Consider the following 20,951-nt stretch of genomic DNA (forward strand, 5'->3'; position numbering starts at 1 on the left):
TACATTTCCACCATGCTGTTCAAAAAACACTCTTGAAAGATCAACACGCCCTAGTGGTTAATATAGGCCCTATTAATTAAAAAATTAATTAAATCAAACTTAGTAAAAATACAAATAGAATTTAAAAAAAATATAAGTAAAATTAATAAAAAATAAAAATCAGAAAGACATACAAATGAAATTCAGAAAAGATATCAATGGAATTAGAGCGATTGCAGTCATTGCAGTTGTTATTTTCCACTTTAATGCGGATTGGTTACCAGGAGGTTTTGCTGGTGTTGATGTTTTTTTTGTTATTTCAGGATTTTTGATGACTGGAATAATTTTTAGAGGGATTGAACACAAAAATTTTTCTCTCTTTAAATTTTATATTTCACGGGCAAATAGAATAATCCCTGCATTAGCATTTCTTTGTTTTGTTTTACTTATTTTTGGATGGTTTTACCTTACACCAATAGACTACAAAGCATTAGGGAAACATATAGTTAGTAGCTTAGGTTTTTTCTCTAATATCGTATATTGGCGAGAATCTGGATATTTTGATGCATCATCACATGGTAAGTGGTTAATACACACCTGGTCGTTATCAACTGAATGGCAATTTTATATTATTTATCCAGTAGTACTTGTCATCATGCAAAAATTTATATCAATAGAGCTTTTAAAGCGAACTGTTCTGATTGGGACTATATTAGGGCTCGTTTTTTGTTCTATTGCTACATATAAATGGCCTGACCCCTCATATTATTTATTACCGACTAGAGTATGGGAAATGACGATTGGAGGTCTGGCGTATCTCTACCCATTTTCACTGAAAGAACGAAATAAGAAATTATTTGAAGCTATTGGCTTATTTTTAATAATTTTTTCATACATATCTTTTTCTGATAAAAATTTTTGGCCTGGTTACCTATCTATTTTCCCTGTTATTGGAACATTTTGTATTATTCAAGCACAACGTAAAGTTAGCTTTGTAACAGGCAATTTTATATTTCAAAAGCTAGGGACTTGCTCATACTCTATTTATTTATGGCACTGGCCAATCACCGTTGCAATTTACACCTTTTCATTAGACGGCATATATGTATTTTTAGGTCTTGCTCTTTCCATTTTATTAGGTTCTCTAAGCTATAGATACATTGAAAAATTTAAATTTAAAAATGATTTTATTAAAATTAGTTCTTATTTAAGATCTAAGCCAATATTAATGGTAGTAGGTATTAGCTTTATAAGTGGATTAATATTCATTTCTAATGGTGCTATTTTTCGACTATCTAAAAACTTACAAGAAATGAATAGAAGTGCAATATCTGCAGTTGATGATTGGGACTATCCTAAATACAACTTAAAAATAGAGGGTATTGATGTTCGTTTTATTAAAGGCACGACAAAGAAAAATATACTCTTTATTGGTGCTAGCCACATCGAACAAACTTATCCTTATTCTTACTCTTCACAAAGTAAATATAATATATATTACGTAACCAAAAATGGATGTTTTTTAACAAAATCATATAAAAATCCACATTGGAGCTGTTCTAATATTCAGAACTATAAAAATATAATCAACACAATTAAGTTCGATAAAATAGTTACCTCAATGTTTGCTTTTGACGGTTACCTATCAAAAAATTCGTCAATTAAAAAAGAACAAATTAAACAAAGAATAATCGAATATAATGAGTTTTTATACTTTGCAAAAAGTAACTCAAATAAAGTTTTCATGATATTAGGTGAACCCAAAGGTTTAGAGTTTGATCCACTACAGTCGATTAGGCACAATTTAAGAAAGTTCATTACACAAGAAGAGGCTAGAGAAAATTATCAATTGCATTATGATGCTTTAGGAAAATTAGATCAAATTAACAATATAAATATACTTGATCCCATTGATTACTTATGTGAAGAAATTTGTAAGGTAATGGATAATGATTTTAATTATTACTACAAAGATTCAACCCATATGAGATCTCAATATGCAAAAAAAGCACTTGGTTATTTAGATAGTATATTATTAGAATAACTTTAAAAAACATTCTAGGGCGTGTTGATCTTTCAAGAGTGATTTTTGAACAGTATGGTGGATATGTATAATGGTTTCGCCAAAAATCAACATACAAGAATATCACCATGCCAAAAAAATGTTAGCAGATGCACTGTGGCTAAAGCTATTACAGTTAATGCAACACAGTGGAAGAATTTATAATAAACCCGAACATAGAATGACCTTTGAGGGTATCCTTTTTAGAATGTGAACCGGTTGTCCATGGCGAGACTTACCAACTGAATTTGGGAAATGGAGTGCTGTATTTCGGCGCTTTAATTTATGCTCAAAAAAGGAGTTTTACTTAATTTATTCAATTGGTTATCAAAATATACAGATTCAGAATGGCTATTTATTGATGGTAGTATAGTCCATACTCATCAGCATGGAACTGGAGCAGCCACAAATGACGATGAAGCAATAAGTAAAAGCAGAGGCGGTAACTCAACATAGAGTCACTTAACAGTCGATAGTTATGGGCTACCCGTGTGTTTTCATTCTCTGAAGGTCAAGTACACGATATTGCCCATGACGAAGAGCTGATAAATCAATCTCCTAAATCATCTTATATTGTTGCAGATAAAGGTTATAACAGTGAAAAGCTTAGAGAGCATATACATGAAAAAGGTGTCATTTCAGTCATCCTTAGACGAAAAAACAATAAAATAGGAAACAATGACATAGATTGGTACCTGTATAAGTATCGACATTTAGTTGAAAATACATTTGGAAGAATTAAAAATTTCCCTGCAATAGCAACGGGATACAATAAATTAGAAAAAATTATGTAAGCATGGTTGCTTTAGCATTCACTATTATGTGGATCCCTATGTATGCTGAGCAATTATTAAGCATCAAAGTTAACACGCCCTAATAACTCAGGAATCCTTTAAGGTAAGTTAAAATTTCTTTAACTAATGAGAACTCCAAACTTATCAAATAATTTAATCGTCTCTATAATAGATAGCTCCGAAAAGCTATTATTTTAATTTTTCCGGTTTACCAAGAAATAAGCCTCAGAATTTAACTACATTTATATAGCTGAATCCTTTAAGTTAAATTAATATTTTTATCAATATTTAGAAGGTGTAAAATATTTCAGTCCATTGCTTTTCAACTTCAGCTACAGAATAATTCTTGGTGCTTGTATAAGCATTTTGTGAAAATTGATTGAATCCAACACCAACAGTAAAGAGGCTAATAAATGCCCTGGAGAAACCGTCTGAAGTGAGATCATCTATTAAATACCCATTGACGTCATTTACCAACAGATCCCCTAAATCTCCGACGTTAGAGGTGATTGCAGGCAGCCCACACATCATTGCTTGGATTAACGCTTGAGATAGCCCCTCTGAATCCGATGTAAGTACAAAACACTTAGACCTTTGTAACCATAGATGAACATTATCTTGCCAACCAACAAAATCAACATTTTGTTCAAGTCCTAATTTTTTTGCTAACCCTTGTAACTTATCCTTATCTGGGCCATCACCAACAATGGCAGCTTTTAAAGTAGGTAGACTCCTTTTAGCTAGCTTTATCGCCTCTAAAAATCGGTCCACTCTTTTCACTTCCGATAACCTGCCAATAAGTATTAAATCATACTCTTTTTCCACACTCTCTAGCGGCATAAAAAGATGATCATCAAAACCACCAGGTACGATTTCAAATGGAGTGCTTACTCCTTTTTCTTTAAAGTATTTAATCGCACTTGTTCCCATTGAAACAACCAAGTCCATTTCATTCACTGACTTAAGTAGCATTTTTTCAATGAAATAATCGGTTTGCCCAATACGATTAAAGATTCGGTTTTCTGTTTCAATACCACCACCACGAACTTCCCTTGGTCCGCCACCACAAATATAAACAGACTTTGCGCCAATTAACTTAGCTAAAACAACCACAAACAAACCATTAACCAAAATATGAAAACCGACTAATACATCTGGTCTTGTGGTTATTGCTACCCATGTAAAATAAACTAAGCGAGCTCCAACCTGCCCTAGCAGTTTTGTTAACCATTGAGGAGCATAAACACCTGACACTTTATTTAGTTCAGGAACAGGAACAGAAGCTACCATAGTCAAGCTAGAGCAATTAACAGCATTAGCCATTGGCCGTAAATGTGTTATTAACCAATGATCAGAATAAAAAGTTCCTGTTGCTAATATTCTCACAGGTTGTATTGATTTTTTTTTGCTAGGTATAAGTTTAAAGATTTTAACTAAACAATAATGAAAGATTAAAATTAATCTTAATAAGTATCGATAACAATGTTGAAAAAAATTAGCAGAACCTTGTGAACTCATTTTAGATACCCATATTTGGGAAAGTTAATTTCCCCCACTTAATTGAAATACTTTGTCTACCAGAAGCATCTTTATCATTAATGGCCCAATCAGTATATCTAACGCCATTTACAAATAATGATAATTGTTTAGGATCATCTACATACCAAGTTAGACCATTTAAATCTTCCCCACTATAAGCTGTCGTTAGATGAATTTGGGTCTCATCAGCAATATTCTTTATCATAAATTCTAACTCATCGATGGTGCGGTTATAACCTAATAAACGGCGTGTTGTTGTTGTTAAAATTTCCTTTCTTCTTTGAAAATCAGCTAATAACTCAAATGATTTTCTCGTTTCATCGGAAAAGGGTTGTTCAACACTGAACACCTTACCTAAGTGACTATAAAAAATACTACAACCTTCATTCTTAACCAAAGTAGATAATACAGATTCAGTTAACACATGATGTATCCCACGAGCACTATCAAACATCGAGACCCCTCCCCAAGAAGGGTTACAACGTAAAAACTCCAAAACAGGTGTGCCATCAATTAATGTAGTTTTTCTTAAAACTTTATTATTTTTATGCATTGCATATTTATTAGACCCCAGACAAGCTAGCCATCCTTTAGTAAACTCTAATAAAATCGTTTTGATAGAGGCTTTAATATGTTTTGCATTAAACAAGCTTTTATAGCTACGCTTTACATTTTGCGCAACACAACTTGTTACACGTCCTTTCCATATAAAAGGTAAAGCTCCTGTTTGAACAGTTAAATCGGTATGGTAAGCAGAAGCCCCTTTAATTGCTCCTTGGCCTTGCATAATATCACTATCTAAGTTCGTAGGTGCTTGGGCATGATCAACCCATACTTCAATTTTACGTTCACCTTGCCTAATTTCAGACCAGTACTGTTCTATTGTTTCACGCGAATCAACAAAATCTCCAAATGAATGTAAGCAATCAATATGTCCGGACTGAATAAGCTTTTGTATTTTTTTTCGCCCATCGTCATCTGTATTAGAGTATGAAAAATTATGTTCGGGCATATCAAAGTAAATAGTATTACCTACCTCAAGCCCAACACCTTTACCTAAAAGCGTTTCTTCAGTTGTATTTAAATAACGAGCAGTTTCAACATAAATATTTTTATTGGGCGTTTCATCTAAATCACTGCAAATGGCTAACATTGCTTGATAAGGATAAGGGTATTTACGGAGAGAAACATTCATTAAGAATCGACCTTATTATGTAGTTTGATAAGTTTACAGGCCTGCAGACATTTCTTTTTCATTTTTAAAGGCAACAAATAAATAAAGTAAATAATTGCGGTAATAAATCCTGCACTGACAGCAGATAGAAGTGCAGAGAAGTGATCAGACTGATCAAAAAGAAATCGAGAATAAAACATTAATAAAAAGAATGGTAATGAATAAAGAATAGGTATTAAAATACTTTTTCTGCAATAAGAAAAGTAAGAGAGCTCTAGTTGAATACAAGTATAAACGGGAAGTAGAATCCCATAAACAAGTGTCATTGGAATAACAAATAATAAACCAGCGGTGCTTAATGCTAATCTGTCTATTCCAGTAAAATAAAGGCCGATTAAAAAGATAAACATTAAGCTTATCAATGCAATAACTGATATTTTCCCATGTTTATTCATTCCCATCAAAATGCGTATAGAACTATCTTGCCCCATGGATAAGATTAAACCAGCAGACAGAATCATCATTAATTCTTTGGTTGCATAATCTCCTCCCATCCATAGTGCAAGTATTTGATCGCCATAAATAAAAAGACCACCTAAAGCAGGTATACAAAATGCAAAACTTAACTTGGTCGTATTAATAAATAATGCCTGCAAATCACTTGATTCATTGGCTCCTTGCATTGCACCAGCTGTTGGCGTCAGCATTAAAGTAAACTTCGCCATAAATGTTTTTATATGCTTGGTTAATGCCATTGGTCTTGCAAAAATAGCTAAAGCAGCTGGTCCAATTGAACTAACCAATAAAAGGCTAATTGTCTGCAGTAATATAATAGGTGGGACATTTGATAACATACTTTTTATGCCAAATTTTAACATTCTTTTGCATGTCGAAAGATTGGCTAAATTGATATTAAAAGTAAATTCTTTGCATATTTTTTTAACATAATAAAAACGTAATGACTCAAAAAATAAAGTTGAAATAAAATAGCCTATTGCCATTCCTTCAATACTTAAATTAGTAAAGTAAAGAGCCATCATCATTAAGGCTAAAGATAATATACTAGCCCCAGCATGTAACACATTATGAATATCCCAACGATGATAACCTGTTAATAACCCTCTAGCTGATCCTGCAAGCATTTGTATAGACAAGCTTAAACCAAGAAATAATATAACGTGCTGAGCAGTTTCAGTATTTTCTAGCAATGACTCAGAAAAATAATAAGGTAAGCAAAAATAAAAAGTAATGGTTGTTGAAACAACTAAAAAAGCGATTATAATTTGAACAAAAATAACAGAATTAGCAACTTTATTTAATTCCATTATTTCATTAGCGGCTCGGTGCATGGCTATATATCGATTAAAACAAGCACCCATTCCTAGGCCTACAAGAGTTAAATAACTAACAAAAGACCACCCAAAGTCCCAAATACCTAGTAGCTCTTGCCCTACTTTTGCATCGACTAGGCGCGGCATAACAAAACCAGAAAATATTAATATCAGTTGACTCGCCCAACTCACCATTAAGTTCCAAGCAAAGCGACTCTGTCCAGTCAAGTCTTCGCTTTTTGGCTCTTTGTTAACATGACTCATTTCATTTATTCCAAATAACCCATTTTTTTATGATAAAGACCAGCTATTTCGTAAAATTTAACTAATTCGGTATCACTTAATTGTGTTTTCCAACGGTCATCAAGCTTAATCACTTCAGAGTCATCCAAACGCATTCCGTTACCAACAACATGATGTTCTACGGTTTTAAAATCTAAACGTTTTTTAGTAGGATCTACGCCAATAAACTCAAAAAGATTATCTAATGTTTGCTCAGTGTTGTTACAAATATCTTCGTAATGAACTTGTATCCACTTTTCTTTAGGCATGGTTGCTAATACCGCTTCTGTTTCCTGATTACAACGAACCCATTCATGAGCACCTACTTCAATGCCTCGTCCATGTTCTTGGGTTTTACCTGCTCCACCACCACGCAATTTAGGGTTTTTAGCATCAGCGAATTCAGATGGGTTTTTATAAGCTAATGAAACCCCTCTACCATCTCTTACTACCCAAATAACTTTGACGTCTAGGTTAGGGTTTTTTAATAGATATTTTAAGCGAATACCAATCTTAGACGAGTCAACAACCGTATCAACTTTGGCTTGTTCAGCAATAGAGCGAGCATAATCAGCATTACGCTTTTGTAAGTAAGGTAGTTGTTTGCGCCAAACAGGAGATAAATCTAATAATATATCGCGAATAAGTTCTACAAGAGATCTACGCACTAAAGGCTTTAATAAGCGTAATACATAAGGAGAAGCTCCTACTCTAATATCAGTGCCAGCGTCTGATATGCAGAAATCATGGCCTTTAGCACTCATTTTTTCAGTCACACCTTGCCAAAAGCCACATTCTCCGACCAATGTTTTACAAGAACAAAGGTAACTATCTCTATGTCCCAAGTTGGCAGCTTTCAACTCACCCACACTACAAAGATCAGGGTGAGCACCTAACAACATGGCAGTCATGGTCGAACCTGAGTGGCTGGCCGCAGCAAGATATACTAACTTTTGTTTTTTAAGCGTCATATTATTTCTTTATTATTTAATGGGCTTGAAGATTTCTTTCACCAACATGCCTATGAATAAGGTATTAGTGATTAAGTAACGTTTCCATAACCTACCTGGCTCTTGTAAAACTCTATATAACCACTCCATTCCCATTTTTTGCCATAGAAGCGGAGCGCGCTTTACTTTGCCAGCAAATACATCAAAAGAACCGCCAACACCGTGGACGACAGGGACACGCATGATTTCTCCCCATTTAGCCATAAATTGTTCTTTTTTAGGGGAAGTAATCGCAACAAACAACACATCGGCATGACTTGCTTCAATATTTGCTGCAACGTCGGCCTGTTGCTCTTCAGAGAAATAACCATTCTGACGACCTGCAATAATCACTCCTGGATAATGTTTATTGATTTGACGCTCAATTTCTTCTGATATTTCTTCCGTTGCCCCAAGGCAAAATACGCGATAACCTAATTTATTACCGCGCTCTAAAATACCATGCATAAGGTCGATACCAGCAACACGCTCAGGTAAATTTTTATTAAGTATTTTACTAGCTAGAACCACAGCGCTACCATCCGCCAAAATCAAATTAGATGACGTCACATCTTCGCCTAATGCAGGATTTCTTTTCATATTAACCACTTTGGCCGCATTTAACATACCAACATGTAAAGACTGCTTAGAAGTGATGCATTCATTAACGACATCTAATGCTGCTGACATACCCATTGGGTGAATATCAATTCCGAACATTTTAATGGTCTCTTGCTTAACTTTATATCGTTTGAAAGGTTGATTTGAAGAGTGATTTTGATCGGTCACTTAGCCTCTCCTTAGCATTGTGATGATTATAGGCGCGTAACATAACAATAGTTTTTTAGGTTGTAAATGTTAGTATATTTTTATACCATTTTTTCCGCATAAAAATATAAAAAACCAGCCTTAATAGGTATAAAACCGCTTTAACAGGAAGTACAAATGCAAAAAGTAAATTATTTAATTAGCTTAGATTATGAGCTTTTTTTTGGAAAAAATCCTGGCTCAGTAGAAAACTGCATGCTACATCCTACTAATCAACTCATTGACGTTTTAAATAAATATAACAGTAAAGTTTGTTTATTCGTTGATGCTGGTTTCCTTGTTAAATTAAAAGACTATTCGACTGACTTTCCTGAATTAGCCGAACAATACCAAAAAATCCAAGAACAACTACTGACATTATCAAAAGCAGGACACGACATACAATTGCATATCCATCCACATTGGTTTGATAGTACTTATGATGAAAACGGTTGGCAGATTAATACTGAACGTTATCGATTACATGATTTCTCAGTCTCAGAAATTAATGAAATAGTACGCTCATATAAGGCTGAATTGCAACACTGCACAGAACAACCTATTTTTGCCTATCGAGCAGGGGGATGGTGCTTACAGCCCTTTAACAAGATAAAAGAGGCTCTATTAAATAATGGTATTTGGTTAGATAGCACCGTGTTTAATCAAGGCTATTCAACTGACCCCACTCGCCATTTTAATTTTAAAAATATGCCTCAATTACCTCATTGGCGATTTTCAAGTGACCCACTAGAAGCAGATACATCAGGCGAGTTTATTGAGCTGCCTATCAGTGCTTTTAAAACCTCTCCATTATTTTTCTGGAAACTTGCCTTTCATAAAAAGTTTTCAAGCCAACAATTTAAACCATTTGGTGACGGACAAGCAATGGTTGCCAACAATCAATATTATTTTGAGCGTCTAACACAAAGTACTTACGGTCCAGTGATGATTGATGGCGCAAAGGCAGGGCAATTACAAAGTGCATTAGATAAGCATGTCAAAGACCAAAAGGCCGATGCTTTTTTTAATATTATGGGACACCCCAAAAGCCTTGCACCTTATTCTTTAACTGAACTCGATCTTTTCTTAAAAAAGAACATTCAATTACACTGCAAAACATTCCAAGATTTAACCTATTTAAAAGGTTAGAGCCATTGATTAGCTTGATACCGCTAATATTTAACTTATTAATTAAATGTCCGCGGTAAAAAGTTAAATAAAAAACCTTAATTCAAAGGAGTTTAGCTATCTGAATTAAGGTTTCGAATAAAAGACCTCATTTGATTTGTTAAAGAGAGATACTTGTATATCCCCCTTTCTATTATCTAATGTTTATTTAGAAACCTCAGTCCAATGCTTTTGTATTTCTGCATCATCAGGTGAAAGCTCAAGTGCTTTTTCTATTAATGGCGTTGCTTCAGCAACTTTACCGTTCTTAAACAATATCCAACCATACGTATCTAAAACTGCTGCATTATTAGGGGCAACTTTATAGGCTCTTGATGCAAACTCTTCAGCTTTAGGATCATTATTTAATAAATATAACCAAGCAGTATTATTTAAGCTTCTTAATTCATTAGGTACGATAGCAAGTACCTTTTCATAGGCTAGAATCGCTTCTTTGTTATCGCCCTTAGCTTGTAAATACATTGCATCATTTAAGTTAGCATACACACTTGCTGGAGCTTGTAATAACCATTTTTCAAGAAATGCCTGAGCTTTGTCTGCATCGCTTTCTTGATAAAGTTTATAAAGCTCAACGGCCACTTCTTCCTGTACGTTTTTATCCCACTCAACTCTTAATAATTGTTCTGCTTTTTCAACATTTTTTTGAGAAAATGCAAGTCGTGATTTTAACAATACAACTTGGTAGCTATTCGGTAGCATAGTCTCTATTTGTTTTAAGACTTTATCAGCTTCTGCATATTGACCAGAAAGTGTTTCAATTGTTGCTAAACGTATTAAGAATAAAGGTTGTGTAGGCGTTAACTGTAACTGTGCTAACACTAAATCTCGCGCAATAGAATAATCTTGAGTTCTAATCGCTGCAATAATTCTTTCGTTACTTATTTTTTCTTGTAAATTTTCGGCTTTGTCTTTTAATTCAACAGGTAAGTTTACTGCTGTTTTAATTAATTTATCAGCTTTTATGAATTGTTTATTTTGGTATTGATAATCAGCTAGCACTAGCGCGAGAACATCTGATTTATGTTTACTTGATAAATAAGAAGCAACATTTAATGGGTCTTTATTTTGCTGTTTAAGGCTTATAACCGCACCGTAATATGCACGTAGTTCTTCTGGGTATAAATCAATTATTTGAGCATACTCATTAAATGCCTCACTCCATTTCAACTGAAGTTGCTTACTTTGCGCTAAACCAAAATAAGCTTGAATATTATCATCTGACGCTTTAATCATGTCATTAAAATGTCGTTCAGCCACAGTGAATTGTTTTCTATATAAGTAATAATTAGCAATCAATAAATGAGTACCAATCGCATTATTTTTTTCACTTGCTTGTTTCTCTACAAATTCATCTGCTTTATTTAACTCTTTTAATTCAATGAGTTTTTTTAAATAAGCGGTTTGGAGTGATAAATCAGTACTATGTTTAGATAAGCCTTGCTCTAAGACGGCAAGTATCTGTGAATTATCTTCCGGTGATTTAGCACTAATGTAGCTACTTTTTAATACCGCTAATTTAGACGAATTAGGAAACAATTCTTCAATACGTTTCATTGATACGTCAGCTTTATCAAATTGCTTTTCAGAAATAGCAGCAATAGTGTAAAGCGTTAATGTATCTAAACGTTTTTCGTAATCAATTACGTTGTCTAGAATAGCTAGCACATCATTACTTTGATTTAGTTTAAGCTGCGTCATTGCATAGATTTGTGTTAGTTGAGGAGCATTAGTTTCAGGATCTATCATTCCTGATAGATATTTTTCAGCACCATTAATGTCACCTTCTGTATATAAAATCACCCCTAACATCGTTGATGCTTTTTTATTATGGGCATCGATTTTAAGTATTTTATATAACTCTGCTTTTGCTAAATCCGTTTGCTTTCTTTTGTAATACTGTTGGGCAGAGGCGTAATACTCATTAACCGTTGTTGCTGTTGGGAACTCATCGCTTAATATACGAGAATATAATAAAGCCTCAGAGCTACGACCTTGTGAGGTTAATATTGATGTAAGTGCTTTTAATATATTAATACGCTCAGGCGTAAAAATATCTGATGATGGCACAACGGTTAAGGCAAAAGATAAGGTTTTTTCAGCCTTTTCTATGTCTCCTTTTTCCATCAATAGAAAGCCTTTGAGAATTAACGCTTCAACATTTTTATCATTAGTTTGTATTGCTTTATCAAGTAATACTAATGCATTTTCTTTTTCATTATTAGCAGCCGCAATTCTTGCTTCACCAATAAAGCCTTCACTTTCAAAATCAGCTACATTTTGTAATTCTTTAAAACTGGCTAATGCATTTATTTGATTATTTTCTAATAGAAATAGCTTTGCTTGCAGTAATTTAAATTGGTTTTCATTTTTCGATAAAAGATCTGAATGTTCTGCAATTAATCGATTAGCTGAAATAGCTTTCTTGCTACGTTGATATGACTCTAATAGTAATAGGTAATAATTTGAATCTTTAACACCTTTATATTTAATTAAAGTATCAATAGCTTGGCTAGACTGGCCTAATTTATTAAATGCCTTCGCTAAAAGCATATATCCATCAAGATGATCAGGGTAAAGTAAAACAGCATTATTAGCAGAGTTGATCGCGGCTTTAAATTGACTTTGATCTAGGTAAGTCTGGGCTTGTTGTGTGTATTGCGATAGTTCAGCAACATTACTTGTTTCACTATCCCCATTACAAGCTGTTAATAATAGAGTACTCGCTAATACCAATGAGTTGAAAATGACAGTTGTTTGTTTTTTCATGTTTTTCCCTTTTACGAAAGGTAGCTGAAAATAGTGTTACAATTATTGCATATCATATTTTTTCATCAGGTCATAAAGCGTTGGTCTAGTAATTCCTAATGATTTAGCAGCTGCGCTAATATTATTATCAGAAGCGATTAAAGCTTGCTTCAATGCACTCACTTCAGCATTTCGTCTAATTTCTTTTAAGTTTAATGGAGCAATATCTTCATTTACAAAGCCTAAATCAAGCGCAGTTATGTATTTTAAGTCGCACATAATAGCCGCTCGTTTAATTTTATTTTCCATTTCACGTACGTTACCTGGCCAAGTATGTGTTTCGATACTATTAATCGCATCTTCAGAAAAACCAACAATTTGTAACTTTTGTTTTTTGACATACTTATTGAGTAAGTATTTAGCTAATAGTATTTTATCTGAACCACGTTCTCGTAAAGGCGGAATATCAATTTGTATTTCAGCAATACGATAAAAAAGATCTTCTCTAAATTCGCCTGTTTCAACTAACTTGTCTAAATCTTTATGCGTTGCACATATAATGCGTGTATCGATATTAATTTGATTTCGACCACCTACTCGCTCAATAACTCGCTCTTGTAAGAAACGTAATAATTTAGCTTGTAAATGCAATGGCATATCACCAATTTCATCAAGAAATAAGGTACCTTTATGCGCCATTTCAATTTTACCGACTGTACTCTTTACTGCACCGGTGAAGGCCCCTTTTTCATATCCAAATAACTCGCTTTCAATTAAGTTTTCAGGGATAGCGGCACAATTAATGGCGATCATATTGTTATCTTTACGTAAGCTAAGTTGGTGTAAAGAATTCGCAATCACTTCTTTACCTGTACCACTTTCACCAATTAGTAAACAAGATGCGTCTGTTGGTGCAATTTTTTCGACCATCTTACAAATTTTAAGCATCTTCGTATCACTTGCAATCAAACCATTTAGCATCGACTCTTGTTGGTTATTAAGTTGACGATTTTTCTCTTCTAAATGATAAATATGAAAAGCACGTTGAACAATTAAATCTAATGTATCCGCTTCGACCGGTTTCGCGTAAAAGTCATAAGACCCTAATTTAACCGCTTTCATGGCATGTTCATTACCTTCGTTTCCGGTCATCACAATAATTTTCATGTGTGGACGCAAATGTAATGCTTGCTGCAATAACTCAAAACCTTCCGTCACACCATTTTCATCTGGCGGTAGTCCTAAATCTTGGATCATTACTTTTGGTTCATGCAAACGTATAGCAGATATAGCTTGTTTTTGATTCGCTGCAATGACCACATTGTAATCGGCAAAATGCCACTTTAATTGAGTTTGTAAACCCAAATCATCTTCAACAATCAGTAATGTATCTGCTTTGTTATTTTTCAATCTTTAATCCTTAATACCAGCATTTAGTACTTAAATTCAATTCTAGCTGTATAGCTTAATTCGTCATAACTTGAATCTTCATCATCATCGATGGATTGATCTTCATAGTTTGCTTCTAGTGATAAACTTAATTGAGGACGAATTAAATATCGCCCTCCAATCGTTGCATTTATAACCTGTTTATCGAAGTCTGTAGAAATAGTTGATTCGCTGTAATCTAAAGATATAAATGAACTGATTTTTTTAGTATTTTGAAAATCTAAAGAGGCTGAAGCTCCCCAACGAGGATCTGTCTCATCCGTCGTAACAGATGTTTCTTGTTGATAATATAACGTATTACTATTACTTAAACGGTTAGTAATAATAAACCGATGTTGCAAATCTACTCTATCTATCCACAATACTTCATTATCGTCAAATGAATCATCTTCGTTATCAAGGGTATCAGTCCCTAACCCTAAAGAAGAATCGCTTAACTCTCGTTGTAAATTCACAGACAAGTTATGACGATCAAATTGATAACCGTAAGATAACTTAAATATTCCACCTTCTTCATTACCAGCGTCTAATATTACGCGGCTATAACCTAATAGCACTAAATATGTTCCTGCGAGTAACTCTCCATCAATAGAGGCATCAACGGTGACTTCTTTATAATCAAACCCTGTGTTTCTAAAATTGACTTCACTTAAATTGGTTGATAATTCAAAGCGAGCTTTAGGCGTTAATTTGTTATACCACGTCACACCTACGCCATTTCTATCAGTTTCTTCGTCTTCGTCATCACTATAACGAGTCGCTGTATAGTCGTAACTTAACTCAAATCCAGCTCGACGAGAATAAGGTATATTCCATACAGGATTAATAGTAAAAACATCTCTGCTTCCGCTATTGTCTGGGTTATCCACACCTGACTGGTCGAGTAAATATTGACGTCTAAAATGGTTCAAATTCAATAATAAATTAGGACTAAATATCTCTTGTGTAATACTCAAGCTCCCCGACACATCACTATCATCATCAAGCTCATCACCATTAGACGTTGAGTAATATACAGAATAGTCTAACGCGGTAAAGTTGGTCGCAGTTTGATTAAAATAGCCAATACCTATATCAGCACGTTGCTCAAACCCAGACTGCTCATTATTCGAAGACTGGTTAATATTATTACTCTGAATATGTTCAAGCCCAAAGGAGATGTAACTTTCACTAATAGAGCCAGGCAAATCATTAGCAATAGCTGTACTTGGCAATAATATCACCAAGCTTGCTTCTATAAATTTAAAACACTGTTTTTTTAATTTCATATTTACACTATTGATTATTAAGTATTAACCCTGCTAGTTTATCTTTACCTATCGCATCAATTCCGGCTTCTACTTGTGAAGAATTAGATTGTCCGTAACCAACAACCAGTATCGCAGTATCACAAATTGAAGCTAGTATTTGCGTCTCTGCATATAACCCAATTGGTGGTGTATCAATGATGATGAAACGGTCAGGATAACGATTTTTAATTGAATTAATAAAGTTTTGCATTTTGTTTGAAGAAAAAAGCTCCGCTGCATGGATAGTGTTATTACCAACAGGGATAACCCTTACTCTAGGAATACCTGAAGGATAAATAATATCTGTAATAGAGTCGGTGTCTTTCGCTAAGAAGTTCGTTAAACCAATCGTTGGTTCTTCTTTTAAATAAGAAGCAATACGTGGTTTATAGATATTACAGTCAATAACTAACGCAGTTTTACCTTGGTCTAGGGCAATACTGGTCGCTAAATTCATACTGACATGACTAGTACCTGATTGTTGAGAAATACCCGTCACCATACAAATAAAATTATTGTGATTCATTTTATTAAGTAAATTAGTGCGTAATTCACGATAAGCATTAAGCGTTTTATAATCATCTAACCCTGGGTAAATGATTTTACGTTCATCTAGTTCTTTAGCCGATAATAAAGGTGCTTCTGTCATCTCTGTTATTTGATTAGCATTAACGGTTTCTAACATAGATGAATCATTGCTTTTTAATGCAGTATCATTTTTTAAATTGTCGTCAGATAAAGGCATATTAAAACCCTCCCAAAGCAATAATATTTTCTAAAGAAGCACCATATTTATAAGCAAGTGCAATAGCGACATAACCAAACATACAAACAATGCAATAAAGTAGTAAGAAAGTGTTATGTACACGACGCGTTCTGTTTTCAGCACTAGAGGTTGAATGAGGGATCCCTGCTAATAAAGTCACTCCTTCGATTTCTTTAATTTGAGATGAAAATCTGATCTTCGAATCGACCAATATTTTAGCCACAAAGATAGCAATCACAATCAACAATGCAACAAGAGGCCCGGCAGCAAAAAAGTGAATAAAACGAGCACCAATAGGCTTGTTTGGATAGGTCGCGGCTTCTTGTAATTTGTAATTAACACCTTGACCTTGAATATCCAATACCATTGAAATTCGAGCTTTCTCTTTCTTGGTCAACATCTCTTCATATTGCGTTTGAAATACACTGTAATCTCGCGTTAATTCAGAGAGCTCCGCTTTATTATTAGCAATACGTTTACGTCGTTCATAGGCTTCATCTAATAATCGATTAAAGGCTTTAAGACGATTTAATAATGTACGGTGCTCAATTTGAGCAGCTGATGACAAACTTCTTAGCTCTTCGTATAGAGGGTTAAAGTCGGCATTGACCGCTTTTTGTGAACTCTTTTTAGTCCCAACCTCTGAAATAACTTTTTCTAGATCATTAATTTGATAGTTAATGTCTACGATAGCCGGATAGCTATCTTCATAGTTTATTTGTAAAGCAGCTTTTTGCTTTTTAAGTTCTCTTAATTGAGTATTATATACAGCACTTTCATAATCATTACTGGCATATTTATTTTCTCTAGAAAGTTGTTTTTTCAAACTAGCAGTACGAGTGTTACTTTCTTGTATTTGAATGTTTAGCTCTTCAATTGAAGATCTAAGAGTCGCAATTCGATTATTGACTTCAGCTTCAGTTCCATCAAAATTAGTTGATTGAAAGCTTTTTAATTTATCTTCCGCTTTTAATAATAAAGCCTTATATGAAGCAGCTTGTTGGTCAATAAAGTTAAACGCACTTCGGCTTTCTTCGCGTTTAGTATCTGCACTATCTTCTATAAAGACCGCCACCACTTTATTTAGAATTTCAAAGGTTCTTTCAGCGCTATCATCTTTATAAGAAACTTGAATATAGTTACCAGATCTCCCTTCAACACTTATATTGCTGCGAACTTGGCTCATTTTAATATCTTTGGATAGCGGTGTAGAAAAAGCCCCCTCCCCATAAACACTATCAACAACCTCAGACAAAATACGCGGTGAATAAATAATATCACGTACCTGGTTACTTCTATTTTGCTTTAACTCGGTGACAGCCGCTTTAGCACCTAACAAAGGCTTAATAATATTCTGGTTATCAGCAAATATCGTAATTGAACTAGAATAACTAGGCGGACGTAAAATACCGACAAACATAATAGCAAAGCTTATAATCGTTACTACAAAGGCAACTTTAAACTTTCGCTGACACATTTCACGCCACACTACAGCTACGTACTTAAAAATTTCTGCAATATCCATTGTTAAAATACACTCTCAGGAATAATTAAAATATCAGATGGGCGAAGAGTATAGTTAGTATCTAAAATACCTTTGTTAAGGATATCATCGACATTCACATGATAAGGTTTGATTCCATCAGGTGTTTTTCTGTATAAAATAGACTCATCTGCATTGGCAAACTCAGTTAAACCACCCGCTTCTAACACTAAATCAAGCACATTTAAGTCGGTGTAATAAGGAATAGATAACTGCCCATTCACTGCACCAGTAATACGGACACGGCTTGAATAAGAGGCACTGTTAGCACCAAGTACAATCACCGTGACATTAGGCCCACGAATATACTTACTTAATTTATCGGCCAATTCAGATGCTAATGTTTCTGGTGATAAGCCTTGTGCTTGTGCATCACCAACAAGTGGCATAGATATTTTCCCATCAGGACGAACAGGTACATTAATTGAAAGCTCTTGATTCTTCCAAACACTGATCATTAATTGATCATTGTTACCTATTTTATATTCAGAAAACTTTACTTTTTCTGAATAAGGTTCTTCATTTAAAACAACCGTCTTTGCACAACCACTGATCATCACTGCGCAGAGAAGCCCTAAAAGGTAATTATTCATATTTCTCTCTCTTTTAAAATTTAACTAAAATACTGTTTTGAAGCAAATCACTTAATAAACGTTGATCACTCAAATTAACTAAAACGAACATTATCCATGTTGTTGCGCGCTCTAACCTTTAATTGACCATTGGTAAATAAATGGAAAATTTACTCCCTTCTTTAGGTTTACTCTCAACGATCAATTCTCCATTTAATGAATGGATAATCTCTCTAATTTGATACGCCCCTATTCCCATCCCTTCATTTTTCTTTGTACTATTAAAAGGTTGAAATAATTTATTTTTAATAAAGTCTTGGTCCATACCAGTGCCTGAATCAATAATTTCAAGCCAAATTTCATCGTTTTTACAGTTTAAATTTAACTGAACATTTCCATCATCATACGTAGCATCTTGAGCATTTTTAATGAGATGGTTAATCGCCATTAATAACTTATCGCTATCGCCATTAATCAAAGCGCTAGAACATGAACTCGTTAATACTGGCTGTGGATATCCGTTCATGTTCATCTCAACAGCTTGCGTTAACAAATCACATACATTAATCGTTTTAGATTCGGTCTTACCTTTCATTTTTTTTAACAATTGATCCATCTTATTGACTGAATTAGCAATCGTAGCAATAACATCATCAACAAACTCAGGATGATGTTTATATTTTTCAGCGTTTTTAACCACTAATCCCTGTTGAGCAATTAAGTTTTTAATATCATGAATTGCAAATGCAGAAATTTTATTAAACATATCAAATTGTTGATTTTGAATAAGCTTCTCAGATGTTTGCTCTTTACTAATAAAACTGGCTATTTGCCGTCCTGTAAGTTTAAGTAAATCAAGATCTTCCCAAGTTAATTTTTCTTTCTCATTTAAATTATTTTTACACAGCACAGCAAAACCAATCAAACCAGATGATGTATTCAATGGTAATATTATCCATGCGTTATCAACATAAGAAATCCACTCAGGCAGAACAAAATTATATTGAGGGTCGTATTTACTCGCAGATTCACTGACTTGAAAAACCCATTCTTCTTGTTCCAACTTCTGAATAAAATCAGTCTGATTTGATTCAATAGGTAAACGTCCAGTAAATGCTAGTTTATCCGCCGCAACCGACGTATAAAACTGCTGACCTTTAACCCATATACCGCCTCCACTACAATTGAAAATAGTACTTAATGCATTTAAGGAAATATCGTAACAATTTTGATTTTTATGTTGTTCAGATAATAAGAGATCTAACTTAATCCATTGTTTTTTATAGTCATATTTATGTGCAAAAAAATGCTTACTTGTCCAAACAACAAAACTATCGCGAATTCTTTCAGATAGTGACAGCGCAATAATAGAAAATACTGCAAATACATATAGCATCACCTTAGAAGCGCTTAACCAACTAATATTAAAATAATCAAGCGCAGAAGCGACCAAGGCAATAACGATTAAGAAGCCACCTACTAACGTTAAACTGGTGTTAAAAATAATAACACTATTAGAAAGCTTAAAACTGCTACGCTCCTTCAACTGATCCGCATAAAAAATAATACTGATCGCAAGAATCAATGAAGTAACAGAACTAATCACGGTTCTGGCTTCCCAAAACGATTTGTCTAAATCACTGTTTAATAACAACAATGAAAATACAATAATATCGTAAGCAAAGATGATGAAAGCAACCAGTGCAACAAGCTTTGTCATTCGACTAGAATGATCATTTCGTATCAATTGTTCACATACAACAAAGCCAAATAATCCGAGCATGATTTTTAAATATAGTGCTAAAACCGGTGACGGAAAAAGCCCTGTATTTGCATTAAAGCTATAGATAAATAACGATAAAGTAACAAATAATCCAGTATATAAACTATACCCCCAAATATTGGGTAATTTAGCCCCTCTAGTAAGCATTAACAAATAAAGTAAAACAATAACCCAAGATAGGTAGCGCAACGCTTCTAATAAGAAAAAAGACCAAGATAAGGAGCTAGCAGAAATAACATCAGGAACAGAGACATGCCAAATAATAGAAATAACGGCACAAGTAAATAAGCTGATTTTTATACGCGTAATAGAAATATTAAAAAGGATAATGATCGCTAGTGCTATTTCAACACAGCTATTTAGCCAGTTTCCTTGATTTAAAATCAGGTTTAATTCCATTTATAACTTCTCTGATGTGTATAAAATAAAAACGATTAAATCAAAAATAAGTACTAAGTCATTAAATTTTATCAATTATAGCTTTTATGATAAAAGGAAAGCAAACCTTGATATGGCATAACATCACCACACGTGAAATAAAGCTTTTTTAATATTATCTTGATCATCCATTACTCATCAACAATCTCAAACTCGGATAAGTAAATCGGTATAACACCGTTATTTTTTCTATTCATTTTTTTGAATTACATAAAACTAAC

General features: G+C 33.8%; 15 protein-coding genes and 1 pseudogene. 4 read left to right on the forward strand and 12 right to left on the reverse strand.

Features of this window, described 5'->3' with window-relative positions; genetic code table 11:
- The first annotated feature begins 175 nt into the window (after positions 1-175).
- The 3 genes and pseudogenes from V6255_RS16315 (at position 176) to V6255_RS19360 (ending at position 2,835) form a co-directional block, all read left to right on the forward strand.
- Complete coding sequence (locus tag V6255_RS16315) at positions 176-2,023, forward strand: acyltransferase family protein (RefSeq protein ID WP_341629104.1); 1,848 nt, start codon at positions 176-178, stop codon at positions 2,021-2,023.
- A gap of 244 nt (positions 2,024-2,267) precedes the next feature.
- A pseudogene (locus tag V6255_RS19355) lies at positions 2,268-2,414 on the forward strand (hypothetical protein); the annotation flags it as partial.
- A 118-nt stretch (positions 2,415-2,532) separates the two neighbouring features.
- On the forward strand, positions 2,533-2,835 hold the full coding sequence (locus V6255_RS19360; RefSeq protein WP_425355940.1) for a transposase: 303 nt from the start codon (positions 2,533-2,535) through the stop codon (positions 2,833-2,835).
- A 288-nt stretch (positions 2,836-3,123) separates the two neighbouring features.
- Here V6255_RS19360 and V6255_RS16325 read toward each other — a convergent pair whose 3' ends face one another.
- The 5 genes from V6255_RS16325 to V6255_RS16345 are packed head-to-tail and all read right to left on the reverse strand — an operon-like array spanning position 3,124 to position 8,939.
- Positions 3,124-4,353 carry a glycosyltransferase gene (locus V6255_RS16325; protein WP_341629105.1) on the reverse strand — a complete coding sequence of 410 codons (1,230 nt, stop codon included), beginning with the start codon at positions 4,351-4,353 and terminating at the stop codon, positions 3,124-3,126.
- A 1-nt stretch (position 4,354) separates the two neighbouring features.
- Positions 4,355-5,569, reverse strand: coding sequence for a hypothetical protein (locus tag V6255_RS16330; protein ID WP_341629106.1), 1,215 nt, complete (start codon positions 5,567-5,569; stop codon positions 4,355-4,357).
- On the reverse strand, positions 5,569-7,143 hold the full coding sequence (locus tag V6255_RS16335) for a transporter (protein ID WP_341629107.1): 1,575 nt from the start codon (positions 7,141-7,143) through the stop codon (positions 5,569-5,571). The genes V6255_RS16330 and V6255_RS16335 overlap by 1 nt, the downstream gene beginning before the upstream one ends.
- 5 nt (positions 7,144-7,148) lie before the next feature.
- Positions 7,149-8,132 (reverse strand): sulfotransferase, encoded by a 984-nt coding sequence (locus V6255_RS16340; RefSeq protein WP_341629108.1) that lies wholly within the window; start codon positions 8,130-8,132, stop codon positions 7,149-7,151.
- 12 nt (positions 8,133-8,144) lie between these two features.
- A complete protein-coding gene (locus V6255_RS16345) occupies positions 8,145-8,939 on the reverse strand; it encodes a WecB/TagA/CpsF family glycosyltransferase (protein ID WP_341629109.1) in 795 nt (264 codons plus the stop codon).
- Positions 8,940-9,095: 156 nt separating this feature from the next.
- Between V6255_RS16345 and V6255_RS16350 the strand changes: the two genes are divergently transcribed.
- Complete coding sequence (locus tag V6255_RS16350; protein WP_341629110.1) at positions 9,096-10,106, forward strand: hypothetical protein; 1,011 nt, start codon at positions 9,096-9,098, stop codon at positions 10,104-10,106.
- Between the two features lie 183 nt (positions 10,107-10,289).
- Here the strand turns inward: V6255_RS16350 and V6255_RS16355 are convergent, their stop codons facing one another.
- The 7 genes from V6255_RS16355 to prsK form a co-directional block, all read right to left on the reverse strand.
- On the reverse strand, positions 10,290-12,911 hold the full coding sequence (locus tag V6255_RS16355; RefSeq protein ID WP_341629111.1) for a tetratricopeptide repeat protein: 2,622 nt from the start codon (positions 12,909-12,911) through the stop codon (positions 10,290-10,292).
- Positions 12,912-12,953: 42 nt separating this feature from the next.
- Positions 12,954-14,300, reverse strand: a complete 1,347-nt coding sequence (prsR, locus tag V6255_RS16360; protein WP_341629112.1) for a PEP-CTERM-box response regulator transcription factor — start codon at positions 14,298-14,300, stop codon at positions 12,954-12,956.
- A 23-nt stretch (positions 14,301-14,323) separates the two neighbouring features.
- Complete coding sequence (locus V6255_RS16365) at positions 14,324-15,607, reverse strand: hypothetical protein (protein WP_341629113.1); 1,284 nt, start codon at positions 15,605-15,607, stop codon at positions 14,324-14,326.
- A 7-nt stretch (positions 15,608-15,614) separates the two neighbouring features.
- Positions 15,615-16,373 carry an AAA family ATPase gene (locus V6255_RS16370; protein WP_341629114.1) on the reverse strand — a complete coding sequence of 253 codons (759 nt, stop codon included), beginning with the start codon at positions 16,371-16,373 and terminating at the stop codon, positions 15,615-15,617.
- Position 16,374: 1 nt separating this feature from the next.
- Positions 16,375-17,919, reverse strand: coding sequence for an XrtA system polysaccharide chain length determinant (locus V6255_RS16375; RefSeq protein WP_341629115.1), 1,545 nt, complete (start codon positions 17,917-17,919; stop codon positions 16,375-16,377).
- Positions 17,920-17,921: 2 nt separating this feature from the next.
- Positions 17,922-18,530, reverse strand: coding sequence for an XrtA/PEP-CTERM system exopolysaccharide export protein (locus V6255_RS16380; RefSeq protein WP_341629116.1), 609 nt, complete (start codon positions 18,528-18,530; stop codon positions 17,922-17,924).
- Positions 18,531-18,648: 118 nt separating this feature from the next.
- Positions 18,649-20,691: an XrtA/PEP-CTERM system histidine kinase PrsK gene (gene prsK / locus V6255_RS16385; protein ID WP_341629117.1), complete on the reverse strand. Its 2,043-nt coding sequence runs from the start codon at positions 20,689-20,691 to the stop codon at positions 18,649-18,651.
- Between the last annotated feature and the right edge of the window lie 260 nt (positions 20,692-20,951).

The organism is Psychromonas arctica (genome assembly GCF_038155225.1).
Lineage (GTDB): Bacteria > Pseudomonadota > Gammaproteobacteria > Enterobacterales > Psychromonadaceae > Psychromonas > Psychromonas arctica_B.